The 15,138-nt window shown below is 71.8% G+C and carries 10 protein-coding genes; 5 read left to right on the top strand and 5 right to left on the bottom strand.

The features are described 5' to 3' along the window. The first annotated feature begins 33 nt into the window (after positions 1-33). Positions 34-2,739, top strand: coding sequence for a sigma factor (locus tag QSK26_RS24900; RefSeq protein ID WP_352244385.1), 2,706 nt, complete (start codon positions 34-36; stop codon positions 2,737-2,739). A gap of 191 nt (positions 2,740-2,930) precedes the next feature. Next, positions 2,931-5,255: an NYN domain-containing protein gene (locus QSK26_RS24895; RefSeq protein ID WP_285777652.1), complete on the top strand. Its 2,325-nt coding sequence runs from the start codon at positions 2,931-2,933 to the stop codon at positions 5,253-5,255. An 8-nt stretch (positions 5,256-5,263) separates the two neighbouring features. Here QSK26_RS24895 and QSK26_RS24890 read toward each other — a convergent pair whose 3' ends face one another. Together QSK26_RS24890 and QSK26_RS24885 are read right to left on the bottom strand one after the other, a co-directional pair. Continuing rightward, positions 5,264-5,473, bottom strand: a complete 210-nt coding sequence (locus QSK26_RS24890; RefSeq protein ID WP_502888746.1) for a helix-turn-helix domain-containing protein — start codon at positions 5,471-5,473, stop codon at positions 5,264-5,266. 89 nt (positions 5,474-5,562) lie between these two features. Beyond that, positions 5,563-6,453 carry a LysR family transcriptional regulator gene (locus QSK26_RS24885; RefSeq protein ID WP_285777651.1) on the bottom strand — a complete coding sequence of 297 codons (891 nt, stop codon included), beginning with the start codon at positions 6,451-6,453 and terminating at the stop codon, positions 5,563-5,565. Positions 6,454-6,576: 123 nt separating this feature from the next. On the opposite strand from QSK26_RS24885, the gene QSK26_RS24880 reads away from it, so the two are divergent. Together QSK26_RS24880 and QSK26_RS24875 are read left to right on the top strand one after the other, a co-directional pair. Further along, positions 6,577-7,401 (top strand): oxidoreductase, encoded by an 825-nt coding sequence (locus QSK26_RS24880; RefSeq protein WP_285777650.1) that lies wholly within the window; start codon positions 6,577-6,579, stop codon positions 7,399-7,401. Between the two features lie 83 nt (positions 7,402-7,484). Next, positions 7,485-8,237 (top strand): NAD(P)H-binding protein, encoded by a 753-nt coding sequence (locus tag QSK26_RS24875; protein WP_285777649.1) that lies wholly within the window; start codon positions 7,485-7,487, stop codon positions 8,235-8,237. 48 nt (positions 8,238-8,285) lie between these two features. Here QSK26_RS24875 and QSK26_RS24870 read toward each other — a convergent pair whose 3' ends face one another. The 3 genes from QSK26_RS24870 to QSK26_RS24860 all read right to left on the bottom strand — a co-directional run bounded on the left by QSK26_RS24870 (position 8,286) and on the right by QSK26_RS24860 (position 13,473). Beyond that, the gene (locus tag QSK26_RS24870; protein WP_285777648.1) at positions 8,286-8,495 is read right to left on the bottom strand and encodes a hypothetical protein; all 210 of its coding nucleotides are present in this window, start codon (positions 8,493-8,495) and stop codon (positions 8,286-8,288) included. A 163-nt stretch (positions 8,496-8,658) separates the two neighbouring features. After that, on the bottom strand, positions 8,659-9,288 hold the full coding sequence (locus tag QSK26_RS24865) for a response regulator (protein WP_285777647.1): 630 nt from the start codon (positions 9,286-9,288) through the stop codon (positions 8,659-8,661). A 3-nt stretch (positions 9,289-9,291) separates the two neighbouring features. Continuing rightward, positions 9,292-13,473, bottom strand: coding sequence for a HAMP domain-containing protein (locus QSK26_RS24860; RefSeq protein ID WP_285777646.1), 4,182 nt, complete (start codon positions 13,471-13,473; stop codon positions 9,292-9,294). Positions 13,474-13,592: 119 nt separating this feature from the next. Between QSK26_RS24860 and QSK26_RS24855 the strand changes: the two genes are divergently transcribed. After that, positions 13,593-15,137 carry a PP2C family protein-serine/threonine phosphatase gene (locus QSK26_RS24855; protein ID WP_285777645.1) on the top strand — a complete coding sequence of 515 codons (1,545 nt, stop codon included), beginning with the start codon at positions 13,593-13,595 and terminating at the stop codon, positions 15,135-15,137. Position 15,138: the final 1 nt, after the last annotated feature.

Here is a 15,138-nt window from a genome sequence, read left to right as displayed (position 1 = left end):
CGATTTCGGTTTAGCCACGTCCTCCTATGAGGAATGATTCGCAGGGCAACGCCGTGTAATCGTGAGGTCACAATGGGTGCGGAATCGCGTCAAAGCGATGCTGAGCTGCTCGAAGCGGTCAGGACCGGCAAGGGGTCAGCTTTCGGTGTCCTTTATAAGCGGCATGTCGCCGCGGCTCGCGCTCTCGCCTGGCAACTGTCCAGGAGTGAGGCGGAGGTGGAGGACGTCGTCGCCGAGACGTTCACCAAGATCCTCGATCTGGTGCGCCGGGGCGGTGGGCCGGAGATCAGCTTCCGGCCCTACCTGCTCACCGCCGTGCGCCGCACGGTCTACGAGCGGGCACGCGGCGACAGCAGGCAACTGTCCACCGACGAGATCGAGCTCTACGACCCCGGCGTGCCCTTCGTCGATCCGGCGCTGACCGGGCTGGAGCGCTCGCTCGTGGCCAAGGCGTTCATGTCGCTGCCCGACCGGTGGCGGATGGTGCTGTGGCACACCGAGGTGGAGAACGCCAGGCCCGCCGACATCGCCCCGCTGCTCGGCCTGACCGCCAACAGCGTGGCCGCCCTCGCCTACCGCGCCCGCGAAGGGCTCCGCCAGGCTTACCTCCAGATGCACCTGGCCGCCGCGCCACGCCAGGAGTGCCGTCCGGTGCTCGGCAAGATGGGCGCCTACGTCCGCGGCGGCCTGTCCAAACGGGAGAACCAGGCGAGTGACGAGCACCTCGCCGACTGCACCGACTGCCGCGCGGTCTTCCACGAACTGGTCGACGTCAACCAGGGCATGCGCGTCATCGTAGGTCCACTCATAGCCGGGCAGGTGCTCACCGGCTACCTCACCGTTCTGGCCAAGACCGGCGCCGTCGCGTCCGCGGGCGGCCTCGGCGCGGTGGCCGGCTGGCTCGGCAAGGTGCCCAGGCAGCCGGCGGCCGTCGCGAGCGGGGCCGTGGTCGCGGTCGCCGTGGGGGTCGCGGTGGCGGCGTTCCTGGTGTCCGGCGAGGAGCCCGCGGCCCGTCCCCCATGGCCCCCGCGCGCCGCCCCGATCACCACCCCCAGCCCGCCCCCCGCCCCGCCGTCCGCCAAGCCCTCCGCGTCCCCCACCCCCCCGCCTCCTCCCTCCGCCTCCCCTTCTCCTTCTTCTTCGGCGTCTCCTTCCGTGTCTCCTTCGGCGTCTCCTTCCGTGTCTCCTTCGGCGTCTCCCTCGGCTTCCCCTGCGGAAAGGGCGCCGGCCCGGGCACGGCTGGTGGCGTCCATCGACCCGCTGGGCGCGCTGGTGCGCGACCAGCCCGGCATCGTGGGGGTACGGCTGCGCAACGACGGCGGCGAGGCGAGCGACGAGCTCGTCGCGGCGATCGACCTGCCGCAGGGGGTGACCATGCTGCCCGCCGCGCACGGCGGCAGAGGCGCCGGCGCGCTCGACCCGGTGGGCACCGTCGACGGCTGGTCCTGCCGTCCCGACACCGGCGGCGCGCGCTGCACCCGCGGCCCGCTCGACCCCGGCGACGCCACCGCCGTCTTCATGCGGGTGGACGTCGCCCCCCAGGCCCCCGAAGGCGACGGCCCGGCCGTGAGCGTCACCGCCGGCCGCCTGCGGGTCGCCGCCGAGGCCGGCGCCGGCGTCCGTACGGCGGGCGCCGCCGCGAGGTTCGCCGCCGACGGGCGAGTGGTCACCCGCGCCGTCGGCAACACCCTGCTGACCTGCCCCGGCGACGTGCCCGGCTGCGACAGGGCCAGAGAGCGCGAAGGCAGCCGCCGGGACAACGACCTGTGGCGGATGGTCGCGGTCGACCACGACCGCGACCGCACGACGAAGAACTCCAGCGCGGCCCGCCTCATGCTCCCCGAGGGGGGCGAAGTGGTGTGGGCCGGCCTCTACTGGTCGGCCGGCGGCTCGCTGCCCGCCGGAGGGCGCGGCGCGGGCAAGGGGGGCGACGGCGCCGCCTCGGGGGAGCGGAGAAGCAGGTCCGGGGTGATCGGCGGCAGCGGCGCAGCCCGTGACGGTTCCCCCGGCGCCGGAGATGGCGGGGCGCACGTGCGCAGGGTCGGCGGGGGCGGGATGGTGGCGGGGGCGGTGGCCGGGGAGTCGGCCGACGGGGACGGCGGGGGTGGGGGGTCCGCGGTGGGGGTCCGGGTTCGGGCGCCGGGGAGTGGGCGTTACGTGCGGGTCGACGCCGCCGAGGTGGTGGCGCGGGACCTGCCGGTCGGGCCGGGGTACCAGGCGTTCGCCGAGGTGACGGAGCTGGTGGCGGAGGCCGGCGGGGACGACGGGGAGTGGTGGGTGGCCGACATGTCGTTGCAGGAGGGGGTGTCCCGGCACGCGGGGTGGAGCCTCGTGGTGATCGCGACCGATCCGCGCGGGGCGTACGGGCAGGCGGTGGTGCTGGACACCGCGACCCTGGTGGACGAGGGCGAGGGCCCGTTGGAGATGCCGCTGGCCGGGTTGACGCCGACCGCCTCGCCCGCCCGGGTGGACCTGGTGACGTGGGAGGGCGACGCCGACCTCGACGGCGACACGGTGACCCTCGGCGGCGCCGCGCTGCGGCCCGAGGAGGGCGAGCGCGACGCGGACAACCCCTTCGACGGCTCGGCGGCGGGAGCCGTGGGACCGAAGATGACATTCGGCGTGGACGTGGACAGTTTCCGGCCGGTGCTGGGCGATCGGCCGGTGCTGAGAGTGGCGACGGAAAGGGATGTGGTGCTGTTCGGAGTGGCGGCTGTCAGCGTTCATGCCAGGTCGTGAGGGGCGGGTTTCAATATCAGGACAAACTGGTACGGTCTGCGTGAACGCTCCCGCATTTGGTCGGGCGAAGGTCGAATCGTCAGGATTAACCTTCGCTCGATCGGCTGCTTCATTACCCTGAGAGAGGCCCTGTCCGGCTCTGAGGGGTGCAGAGCCAAACAGTCAGGCCATGGAGGAAGGGGCGGTGTCTCGTGGATCGCTGCGCGCTGTTCGTGGACGCCGGCTACCTACTCGCGGATGGCGCCATGGCGGTGCACGGCACCCGCCATCGTGAGGCCGTCGCCTGGGACTACCCCGGCCTGCTCCAGCTTCTCGACACCCTCTCCCGGGAGCGCACCGGACTGCCGGTGCTGCGCTGCTACTGGTACGAGGCGACGGTCGAGGGCCGCCGCACCCTGGAGCACGACGCGCTCGCCGACATCCCCGGCCTGAAACTCCGGCTCTCCCGGATCAGGCCCGGCCGCCGGGAGGGCGTGGACGCCCAGGTGCACCGCGACCTCATGACCCTGGCCCGGAACAACGCCATCTGCGACGCGGTCGTGGTCAGCGGCGACGAGGACCTCGCCCAGGTCGTGTGCGACGCCCAGGATCTCGGCATCCGGGTCACCGTCGTGCACATCGCCGCCGACGGGAGCTGGGCGGTCTCCCGTTCGCTTCGCCAGGAGTGCGACGATCTCATCGAGATCTCCGGCGGTCACCTCCGGCCGTACGTCAACATGATCACCGCGGGCGGCGAGGTCGGGGCCGTCATGGGCAACGGCCACCAGCCCACCAGCAACGGCCAGGCGGCCTCCGCCGTACAGGCCCTCACCGCCGGATCCTCCTCCCCGCCCGGTTCTGCCACGCTGTCCGGTCCTTCGTTGTCCGGTACCTCTTCGTCCGGTCCCTCTTTGTCCGGTCACGGTCTGTCGTCGAACGTGTCGGCGTCCGGTCACGGTGCGGCCTCCGGCCCGTCGGGATCCGGTGCCACGTCCGGGCCCGCGTCCGGCTCGCCGGGCACGGGGCTGTCCGGGTCCGGCTCGGGCGGCGGTCACGCGGCGCCGGGCGGCTCCACCGGCGCCACCACTCCGCCGCACGGCACCGCCGCGCCCCACTCCGGCGGCTACGCGCTGAGCAACGGCCAGCACCCCCAGAACTCACAGAGCGGCGGCCCGGGAGGCTCATCCGGCCTGCCCGGCGGCTCGGGGTTGACCAGCGGCTCGGCGTTGACCGGCGGTCCGGGGCTGACCGGCTCCGGGCTGACCGGCTCCGGGATGTCGGGCTCGGACATGTCGAGTTCCGGCATGTCGGGCTCCGGGATGTCGGGGGCCGGCTCTGGCTCGGGTATGTCGGGGTCGGGCATGTCGGGCTCTGGTATGTCGGGCTCCGGTATGGCCGGTCCTGCCGGTATGAGCGGCGGGTCTGGAGCCGGTGGCGGGGCTGGGATGGGCGGCTCGCAGATGGGTGACGGTTCCGGGATGGCGGGTTCCGGGGCCGGTGGTGGGATGGCCGGTGGTTCCGGGGGCGGCGGCTCAGGGATGAGCGGTGGTTCCGGGATGACTGGCGGGTCCGGGATGAGTGGCGGTGCGGAGATGGCCGGTGGTGCCGGGGGGATGGGGGGCGGGTCCGGCCTGACCGCCGGAAACTCGCTGCTCGGCCCGGGGAACACGCCGCTGAGCCCCGGTTCCCCGCTGACCTCGGGCTCCTCCTCGTCCGGGAACTCACCGCTGACCTCCGGCAACCCGTCCCACACCTCCGGCACTCCGGCCCACACCTCCGGCAACCCGGCACTCACGTCCGGCAATCCCGCCCTGACCTCCGGCAACCCGCCCATGACCTCCGGCGGCGCCCATTACGGCTCGCCGGGCTCCTCCGCGGGTTCCCCGCTCTCCTCCGGGGGCTCCCTCTCCTCGGGCAACCCGGCGTCCTCGGGATCGTCGTCGTCTTCGGGCTCTCCGCTGTCGTCTGGGTCGCCGCTCTCGTCCGGGTCGCCGCTGTCCTCCGGGGCGGGGGCGGGCCACGGGTCCCATGCCAGTCAGCCCGCCCTGCCCGCGTACCCGGGGTACACCCACGACACCCAGGCCACGCAGACGCAGTCCGCGTCGCAGCAGTCCACGCCCTCGGCCATGCTCCCGGCGCCCACGCACGGCCAGTTGCCCAAGGTGTCCACGCCGGCCCCGCAACCCGCTCAGTACCAGGGCGGCGCCGCCTACCAGACGCCCCAGCTCGGCCCCTACACCGGTCCGCACGCCGCGCCGATCCCGGTCCAGACGCCTCCCGGCGGCACGACGACCAGCCTCGCCGAGGCGGTCAAGGCGGCGCACAAGGAAGGCCACGACTTCGGCGAGTCGGTCGCCCGCGACGCCCCGGCCCTGTGGCTGGAAGCCGTCCTGGCCCGCAAGCCGCGGATGCCGTCCGACCTGGAGGCCCGCCTCCTCCAGGGTTCCTCGCTCCCGATCGACTTCCTCCTGCACGACGAGGTCCGCCACGCCCTCCGCCGCGGCTTCTGGGACGCCCTGGAGAACGCCCGCCACTGACCGGCGCGTCAGGCGACCCTGAGCCGTTCCCCGCCCACCTCCAAGTGCACGTCGACCTGCCCGCCCAACGCCTTGGCATAGGCGATCAGCGTGCCGAGTTGGAGCGCCTCGACATCACCGCGCTCGATCGCGGACACCCGCTCCTGCCGCACCGCCATCCGGTCAGCGACCTGCCGCTGGGTCAACCCCGACCGCGTCCGCAACTCCGCCAGCCGCATCGCGGCGAGCCGCCGAGCCGCTCCCTGCTCGAAGCGTCCAGATCGTCGGCTTTCACCGGAGGGAGGACGTCAAGCAGAAAAGGTGAATGTCAGGGTTCTGTGAGGTTGGTGGTGGAGAGGAGGTTGAGGAGGTTGTCGAGGGTGGGTTTGCTGGTGGTGGGGAGCCAGACGAGGTCGGTGGCGGCGTAGTCGCCGGAGAGGGGGATGAAGACGACGCCGGTGCGGCGGAGTTCGCGGGCGGAGTGGGCGAGTCTGGTGACGCCTACGCCGGCGGCCACGAGGCCGAGGAGGTTGGGGACGGTGGTGGCGCGTTGGACGACGTTCGGGGTGAAGCCGGCCTGGCTGTAGTCGCGGTCGTACTTGTGGTGCCACGGGGGCCAGGAGCTGCGCGGGGTGAGGACCCAGGGCTCGCCGGCGAGTTCGGCGAGGTGCAGTTCGGCGCGGGTGGCGAGCGGGTGGTCCTCGGGGAGGACGGCGCAGGCGCGTTCGACGAACAGCGTTCTGGTGGCGAGGCCGTCCACCAGCGGCGGGCGGGTGAAGGCCGCGTCGTAACGGCCCTCGCGCAGACCGGCGACGAGCTCGGCGATGCCCAGGTCGTCGGTGGTCAGCTCCACGTCGGGGAAGCGCTCGCGGAACGCCCGGACCACCGGCGGCAGCAGGTAGTTGGTGACGGAGGCGAGGAAGGCGAGGTTGAGACGGCCGATCTCGCCGCGGGCCGCCCGGCCGACTGAGGAGACGGCCTGCTCGGCGCGGTCGATGACCGCACGGGCCTCGGGCAGGAACAGCCGGCCGACCTCGGTGAGCCGGGTGCCCCGGGTGTCGCGGTCGAACAGCCGCGCCCCCACCGCGCGCTCCAGCACCCGGATCTGCTGGGACAGCGACTGCTGGGCGATCCGCAGCCGCTCGGCGGCCCGGGTGAAGCTCAGCTCCTCGGCCACCGCCACGAAATACCGCATCTGGCGCAATTCGGGGGTCGTCACAGGCTTCGACTGTAACACCGGCAGGCAAAGCGTGTTGGACGGCACGGAGACGGCACGGTGAAGGTGGGACGCGTGCCGGACGCGGATGGCGTCCGGCGGAACGCTGAGAAGAGGGATGTGCCCATGTCACGGGTATGGCTGATCACCGGCTGCTCGGCGGGATTCGGGCAGCAGGTCGCGCTGGCGGCGCTGGCCGCGGGGGACAGCGTGCTGGCGACCGCCCGCCGTACCGAGCAACTGGCCGGCCTCGTCGCCGCGGGCGGCGACCGGGTGCGCACCGCGCGGCTCGACGTCACCGAGCCCGCCACGATCGACGCGGCCGTGCAGGTCGCGCTGACCGAGTTCGGGCGGATCGACGTGGTGGTGAACAACGCCGGGTACGGCTCGGTGGGCGCGGTCGAGGAGCTGACCATGCCGGAGCTGCGTGATCTGATGGAGGTCATGTTCTTCGGCGCCGTCGCGGTGACCAAGGCGGTGGTGCCGCACCTGCGGGCCCAGGGCAGCGGGGCGATCGTGCAGATGAGCTCGATGGGCGGCCAGGTGACCATGCCGGGGTTCGGCGCCTATTGCGCGGCGAAGTTCGCGCTGGAGGGGTTGTCGGAGGCGCTGGCGGCCGAGCTGGCGCCGTTCGGGGTGCGGGTGCTGATCGTCGAGCCGGGCGCGTTCCGCACCGAGTTCGGCGGGGCGCGGATGCACCGGTCCCGGGAGATCGACGCCTACCGGGTGTCCACCGGCGGGACCAGGGGGGCCGTGGACGCGATGGACGGCACGCAGCCCGGCGACCCGGCCAAGGCGGCCCAGGCGATCCTGCGGGTGCTGGACAGCGACGACCCGCCGCTCCGGCTGGCCCTCGGCAAGGACGCCGTGCACAGCATCCGCGAACAGCACGGCCGGCTGCGCGCCGACCTCGAACGCTGGGAGGAACTCAGCACCGCGATGGACCTCTGAGCCCCGCCGGGGCGCGGCGGAAAACGGATTGCCCGGGGCGGGGCGCCGGTAGTTGACTGGGCGCCGTTTCCGGGAGGAGTCACATGATCGTAGTTTCCGCCGCGTCCGGCGCCCTCGGGCGGCTGGTGATCGACCGCCTGCGTACGCGGGCCGACGTCGTGGCCGTCGTCCGTGATCTCGCGCGGGCGCCCGAGGGGGTCCGGGCCAGGCGCGGTGACTATGAGGAGCCGGCGAGCCTGCGGGCGGCGTTCGAGGGGGCCGAGCGGCTGCTGGTGATCTCGTCGCCGGAGCTGGATCCGGCGCGCAGGATCGCGCACCACCTGGCCGCCGTGACGGCCGCCAAGGAGGTGGGCGTGGGCGCGATCGCCTACACCAGCTTCCTGGGCGCAGGCACCGTGGCCACCGGGGTCACCGAGGCGCATCACGCGACCGAGCGGGCGATCCTGGACAGCGGCCTGCCGTACACGATGCTGCGTCACCCCTACTACAGCGAGGCGTTCGTGCCACAGGTGGCGGACGGCGAGTTGACCGCGAGCACCGGCGGGCGGGGGCTGAACACCGCGTTCCGCGCCGATCTGGCCGAGGCGGCGGCGAACGTGCTGACCGGCGACGGGCATCTGGGGCGCGACTACGACCTCACGGGCCCGCTGTGGAGCCATCCGGAGCTGGCCCGCGCCCTCGGGGTGGCCTTCCGCGAGGTGCCGGACGCCGGGCCGGGGCCGATGGCCTGGCTCAACGCCCAGGTGCGCGCCGGCGCGCTGGAACAGCAGACCGGCGACCTGGAAAGTCTCCTCGGCAGGCCGGCCGAGACGGTCCTTCAGCGGCTCCGCGCCTGAGAAGGGGGCGGGCCGCCCGGGTCGCCGGACCCGGACGGCCGGTCCGGCTCACAGACCGAGCAGGGCCCCGCTCTTGCTGGTGTCGGTGCTGGTGTTGTTGTTGCCGCAGTCGTGCTTGGCCTTGCCGGTCAACGGGAGGTCGGTGCCGCAGACCAGGGTGTCCATGAGGCCCGGCCCGGGGGAGGCGGCGGCGGGGCCCGCGGCCAGGACGGCCCCGATGCCCGCGGCGACCAGCACGACCAGCATGCGCTTGCTCAAAGCCCACTCCTTGGATCACGGATGGTGGTGACTCGGCTACTATCCGTACTCGCCGGGGGGCATGGAACTCACCAGAGGGTTACAAGATGCTGACCGGAGCACCGGCCGTCCCCTATGGGAAGAACGCCCGCCGTACCGGGTGGGGTACGGCGGGCGGCGGGGGTCAGCTGAGGGCGTCGAAGCCGGCGCGGAGGTGGGCGACCCGGTCGTCCAGGTCGGTCAGCGGGATGGTGAGGGCGGGGTCGTTCGACTTGTGGGCCAGCTCCCTGACCCGGGTGAGCTCGTCCTCCACCGCGGTGAGGCGGCGGGACAGCTCGGGGAGGATCGCCGCGTGGTCGATCGTGTCGCCCGGCAACTCGCCGGACAGCCGCTCGCGCAGCAGCGCGGCCTGCTCGCTGAGGCGGCGGTTCATGTTGTAGAGCTCGACGAAGACGGAGACCTTCGCGCGCAGCACCCAGGGGTCGAACGGCTTGGTGAGGTAGTCGACGGCGCCCGCGGCGTAACCGCGGAAGGCGTAGTCGGGGGCGCTGTCGACCACCGTCAGGAAGATGATCGGGATGTTCCTGGTGCGCTCGCGGCGCTTGATGTGCGCGGCGGTCTCGAAACCGTCCATGCCGGGCATCCGCACGTCCAGCAGGATCAGCGCGAACTCCGTGCTGAGCAGCGCCTTGAGCGCTTCCTCACCCGACCGCGCCCGGATGGGGACGAGGTCGAGCGAGCTCAGGATGGCCTCCAGGGCGATGAGGTTCTCCTCGCGGTCGTCGACCAGGAGGATCTTGGCGCGGTCGGGCATGGATCACGACCCTTCCTGTGACTCGGTTGACGTGACCTTCCCGCGGGTGAGCCAGCCACGCAGGCGTTCGAGCAGACGGTCCACGTCCACCGGCTTCGGCACGTAGTCGGAGGCGCCGGACGCGATGCTCTTCTCCCGGTCTCCTCTCATGACCTTAGCCGTCAAAGCGATGATCGGGAGATCCGCGAACTGCGGCATCCGGCGGATCGCGGACGTCGTGGCCCAACCGTCCATCTCCGGCATCATGATGTCCATCAGCACGAGTGCCACGTCTTCGTTCCGTTCGAGCTGTTCGATGCCCTCGCGGCCGTTCTCGGCGTAGACCACGGTCGCGCCGTGCCGCTCCAGCACGCTGGTGAGCGCGAAGACGTTGCGGATGTCGTCGTCCACGATCAGGATCTTCGAGCCGACCAGCGGGTCCTCGCCCTGCCACTGGTGGTTCTCGCCCACCGGGGCGAGCTGCGGCATCGGCAGGCTCTCCGGCAGCGGCAGCTCGGGCAGCGGGTCGCCCGCCGTGCTCTCGAAGGAGAGGACGCCCGTCTCGGCGGGCACCCGCTGCCTGGCGGCGGCTCCGCCGTCGCGGGCGGCCAGCGGGCCGGTGTACGACGGCGGCAGGAACAGCGTGAACGTGCTGCCCCGGCCGGGCTCACTGTCCACGTGGATCTCGCCGCCGAGCAGCCGGGCGATCTCCCGGCAGATCGACAGGCCGAGGCCGGTCCCGCCGTACTTGCGGCTCGTCGTGCCGTCGGCCTGGCGGAACGCCTCGAAGATGACCTCCAGCTTGTCCATCGCGATGCCGATGCCGGTGTCGATGACCTGGAAGGCCAGGATGCCGTCGGCGCCGCGCAGCGTCTCGTCCTCGAAGACCACGTCGCTCGGGGCCGGCGCGACCCGGAGCAGCACCTCGCCCTTGGGGGTGAACTTCACCGCGTTGGACAGCAGGTTGCGCAGCACCTGCTGGAGGCGCTGCTCGTCGGTGCGCAGCTCGTGCGGCACCGCCTGGTCCACCTCCACCGCGAACGCGAGCCCCTTGTCCTGGGCGAGCGGGGAGAAGGTGGCCTCGACGTAGTCCACCAGCTTGGGCAGCGAGATCTGCTGCGGATGGATGTCCATCCGCCCGGCCTCCACCTTGGACAGGTCGAGGATGTCGTTGATCAGCTGGAGCAGCGCCGAGCCCGCGCCGTGGATCGTCCGGGCGAACTCCACCTGCTGCGCGGTCAGGTTGCCCTCGGCGTTCTCGGTCAGCAGCTTGGCCAGCACGAGCAGGCTGTTGAGCGGCGTGCGCAGCTCGTGCGACATGTTGGCGAGGAACTCCGACTTGTACCGCGAGGAGACCGCGAGCTGCTCGGCGCGCTCCTCCAGGGTGCGCCTGGCCTGCTCGATCTGGAAGTTCTGGATCTCGATCGCGCGGTTCTGCTTGGCCAGCAGCGCGGCCTTGTCCTCCAGCTCGGCGTTGGAGCGGCGCAGCTCCTCCTGCTGGCGCTGGAGCTCGTCGGAGCGATCCTGCAGCTCGCGGGTGAGCCGCTGGGACTCGGTCAGCAGGTCCTCGGTGCGCGAGTTGGCGATGATCGTGTTCATCGTCACGCCGATGGTCTCGACGAGCTGGGTCAGGAAGTCGAGGTGCACCTCGCTGAAGCTGGCGAAGGAGGCCAGCTCCAGGACGCCGAGCACCTGGCTCTCGAAGAGGATCGGCAGCACGACGATCTGCGCGGGATCGGACTGGCTGAGCCCGGTGTCGATGGTGATGTACCGGGCGGGCACCTCGTCCAGGATGATGTGCTTGCCCTCCAGGGCGGCCTGGCCGACGATGCCCTCGCCCATCCCGAACTGCGCCCGCGGTCCCTGCCCGGCCCGCACGCCGTACCCGGCGGTCAGCACGAGGTCGTGGTGCTGGCCGGTGTCCACCCGGTAGAAGGCGCCGTAGCGGGCCGACACCAGCGGTGTCAGCTCGGTCATGATGAGCTTGGCCACCTCGATCAGGTCGCGGTGGCCCTGCATCAGCCGCCCTATGCGCGCCAGGTTGGACTTGAGCCAGTCCTGTTCCTTGTTGGCCTTGGTGGTGTCGCGCAGGTTGGACACCATCGTGTTGATGTTGTCCTTGAGGTCGGCCAGCTCGCCCTGGGCGCTCACCGTGATCGTCCGGGTCAGGTCGCCCTGCGCCACCGCGCCGGTGACCTCGGCGATCGCGCGGACCTGGGTGGTGAGGTTGCCGGCCAGCTCGTTGACGCTCTCGGTGAGCCGCTTCCAGGTGCCTTCGACGCCCTCCACCCGGGCCTGGCCGCCGAGCTGGCCCTCCGAGCCCACCTCGCGGGCGACCCGGGTCACCTCGGAGGCGAAGGAGGAGAGCTGGTCCACCATCCGGTTCAGGGTGGTCTTCAGCGCGAGGATCTCGCCCTGGGCGTCGACGTCGATCTTGCGGGTGAGGTCGCCGTTGGCGACGGCGGTGGTGACCTCGGCGATGTTGCGGACCTGGGTGGTGAGGTTGCCCGCCATCGAGTTGACGTTGTCGGTGAGGTCCTTCCACACGCCGGAGACGCCGCGGACCCTGGCCTGGCCGCCGAGCTGCCCCTCGGTGCCGACCTCGCGGGCGACTCGGGTGACCTCGTCGGCGAAGGACGAGAGCTGGTCCACCATCGTGTTGAGGGTGTCCTTGAGCTGGAGGATCTCACCCTGGGCGTCGGCGGTGATCTTCTTGGACAGGTTGCCCTGGGCGACCGCGGTGGAGACGACGGCGATCTGGCGGACCTGTGACGTCAGGTTGTTGGCCATGACGTTCACGTTGTCGGTGAGGTCCTTCCAGACGCCGGACACGCCGCGCACCTGGGCCTGGCCGCCGAGCTGGCCTTCGGTGCCGACCTCGCGGGCGACCCGGCTGACCTCGGAGGCGAAGGAGGAGAGCTGGTCCACCATCGTGTTCATGGTGGTCTTGAGGGCGAGGATCTCGCCCTGGGCGTCCACGTCGATCTTGCGGGTGAGGTCGCCGTTGGCGACCGCGGTGGTGACCTCGGCGATGTTGCGCACCTGGGAGGTCAGGTTGTTGGCCATCGAGTTGACGTTGTCGGTGAGGTCCTTCCAGACCCCGGAGACGCCGCGGACCCTGGCCTGGCCGCCCAGTTGCCCTTCGGTGCCGACCTCGCGGGCGACTCGGGTGACCTCGTCGGCGAAGGAGGACAACTGGTCCACCATCGTGTTGAGGGTGTCCTTGAGCTGGAGGATCTCGCCCTGCGCGTCCGCGGTGATCTTCTTGGACAGGTCGCCCTGGGCCACGGCGGTCGCCACCGTCGCGATGGCCCGGACCTGGGTGGTGAGGTTGCCCGCCATGAAGTTGACGTTGTCGGTGAGGTCCTTCCAGACGCCGGAGACGCCGCGCACCTGGGCCTGCCCGCCCAGCTCGCCTTCGGTGCCGACCTCGCGGGCGACCCGGGTGACCTCTTCCGCGAACGCCGAGAGCTGGTCCACCATCGTGTTCACGGTGTTCTTCAGCTCGAACATCTCGCCGACGGCGTCGACCGTCACCTTGCGGCTCAGGTCGCCCCGGGCCACCGCGGTGGTCACCAGGGCGATGTCCCGGACCTGGGCGGAGACCCGGCTGGACATCGTGTTCACGGCCTCGGTGAGGTCGCGCCAGCTCCCCGACATGCCGCGCAGGTTGGCCCGCCCGCCGAGACGGCCCTCGGTGCCGGCCTCCCGGGCGACCCTGGTCACCTCGGAGGTGAACAGGGAGAGCTGGTCGACCATGCCGTTGATCGCCTTGCCCAGGCGGCGCACCTCGCCCCGCGCGGTGCGGTCGAGGTCGATCCGCTGGGACAGGTCGCCCTTGGCGACGGCGTCGATCACGTCCGCCGCGCCGCTGACCGGGCTGACCAGGGTGTCGATCAGCACGTTGATCGCATCGACGCTGCCGGCCCAGGAGCCGACCCCCTGGCCGTGTGTCAGCCGCTCGCCGAACCGGCCTTCCTTGACGACCTCGCGCTTGACGCGGACCAGCTCGTTGGCGAGATGCTCCTGGCGCTCGGCTATCTCGTTGAGCAGCGTGTGCACCTCGCCCAGCGTGCCGGAGGGCGCGTTGGGGATGCGGCGCCGGAAATCTCCGTCACGCCACGATGTGAGAGCCTGGAGCAGCGGTTTCAGCTCAGACTCGGTGTAACACCGTTCCCCGGTGTCCGACGCGGTGCCGGTGTGCATGCGACCTCCTCCACTCCCGGTGGGCAGCCGTGAGTAGTGCCAGTCTGTCACGATGGGTAGCCCGGAGTCCTGCCCTCGATTTACCCCATGTCAACGCTAAGTGTGGTAGTCACGGAACGGTGACCGGTTCTTCCCGTGCCGTCCTGGCCGCAACGTTCGCGCCAGGTGAGTCGGCCGTCCCCGCCGCGAGGCGTTTCACCCGCGAGGTCATGACCGCGTGGGCCGCCTCCGCCGTGCTGTCCTCGGCCGAGCAGGTGGTCGGCGAGCTCGCGGGGCAGGTGGACCGGGCGCCGTTCGAGGTGGTCTGGGATCACCGCGGCGACGCCGTACAGGTTGAGATCAGACAAAAGGACATATCGGGCGATTATATGACCGCTCCGACAGTGCCGGTGTCAGAGTGGGGCATCAGTTTCTCCGGTGGCGTACGGGTTCAGTGGGCTCGGCTGGCGTTGCCCGGGTCCGCCGAGCGGACGGCGGCGGAGTGGTCGGAGGAGACCGCGCGCGGGCCGTTCTGGCTGGGGTTCCTCGCCGACGCCAGCGACCTGCTGGCGGGCACCCTCGACCCGGACATGGTGCCGGCCATCATCGCCCAGATCGTGGTGCCCCGGCTGGCGAGCTGGTGCGCCGTCTACACCTCCGACGCGGGGCTCGGGCCGCTCCGCCTCGCCTACCTCTGGCACGCCGACGAGGCGCGCATCGACTCGCTGCGCGAGCAGCTCGGCTCGATCACCATCCCGGCCGCGCAGGGGCCGGGCACCGCCGCGCTGCACCTCGCCGACTCCCAGGTGCTCGCGGTCCCGCTGCTCGCCAGGGGGCGCGGGCTCGGCGTGATGTGCCTGGGCAGGAACGACAGGTTCCCCGACGACATCATCCAGTTCGCCGAGGACATCGGACGCAGGGCCGCCCTCGCCATGGACAACGCCCGGCTCTACGCGCAGCAGGCAGCCGCCAACCGGGCGCTCCAGCGCAGCCTGCTGCCCCCCGACGAGCCCGACGTGCCCGGCCTCGACTACGGCGTCGTCTACGAGCCCGCCGGCGAGACCAACGAGGTCGGCGGCGACTTCTACGACCTGTTCGCGGCCGGCAACGGGCGCTGGCGCTTCGCGATCGGCGACGTGTGCGGCACCGGCCCGGAGGCGGCGGCGGTGACCGGCCTCGCCAGGCACACCCTGCGGCTGCTCGCCAGGGAGGGGCACGGCGTGGCCTCGGTGCTCGTCCGGCTGAACGAGGCGATCCTGGAGGAGGGCGAGCGGGCCCGGTTCCTCACCCTGCTGCACGGGGAGATCATGCCCACCGACGAGGGCCTGCGGGTCCGGATCGTCTCGGCCGGCCATCCCGAGGCGCTGCGGCTCAAGCCCGGCGGCCATGTGGAGGTGGTGGCCTCCTCGCAGTCGCTGCTCGGCGTCTTCCCCGAGGTGACCTACGAGGAGGACACCGTGCTGCTCAGCTCCGGCGACGTGCTGCTGGCGGTCACCGACGGGGTGACCGAGCGGCGTTCCGGCTCACGGCTGCTCGACGACGACGGCGGGCTGGCCAAGCTGCTCGCCGATTGCGTCGGCCTGTCGGCCCAGGCGGTCGCCGAGCGGATCCGCCGCAGCGTCCAGGAGTTCGCCCCCGAGCCCAGCGCCGACGACCTCGCCATCCTGGTGCTGCGGGCGAGCTGAC

Origin of the sequence: Microtetraspora sp. NBRC 13810, from assembly GCF_030268685.1 — a bacterium.
Classification (GTDB): Bacteria; Actinomycetota; Actinomycetes; order Streptosporangiales; family Streptosporangiaceae; genus BSRQ01.
The sequence above is the reverse complement of the archived record's forward strand: the minus strand, read 5'-3'. Positions and strand labels throughout refer to the sequence as shown.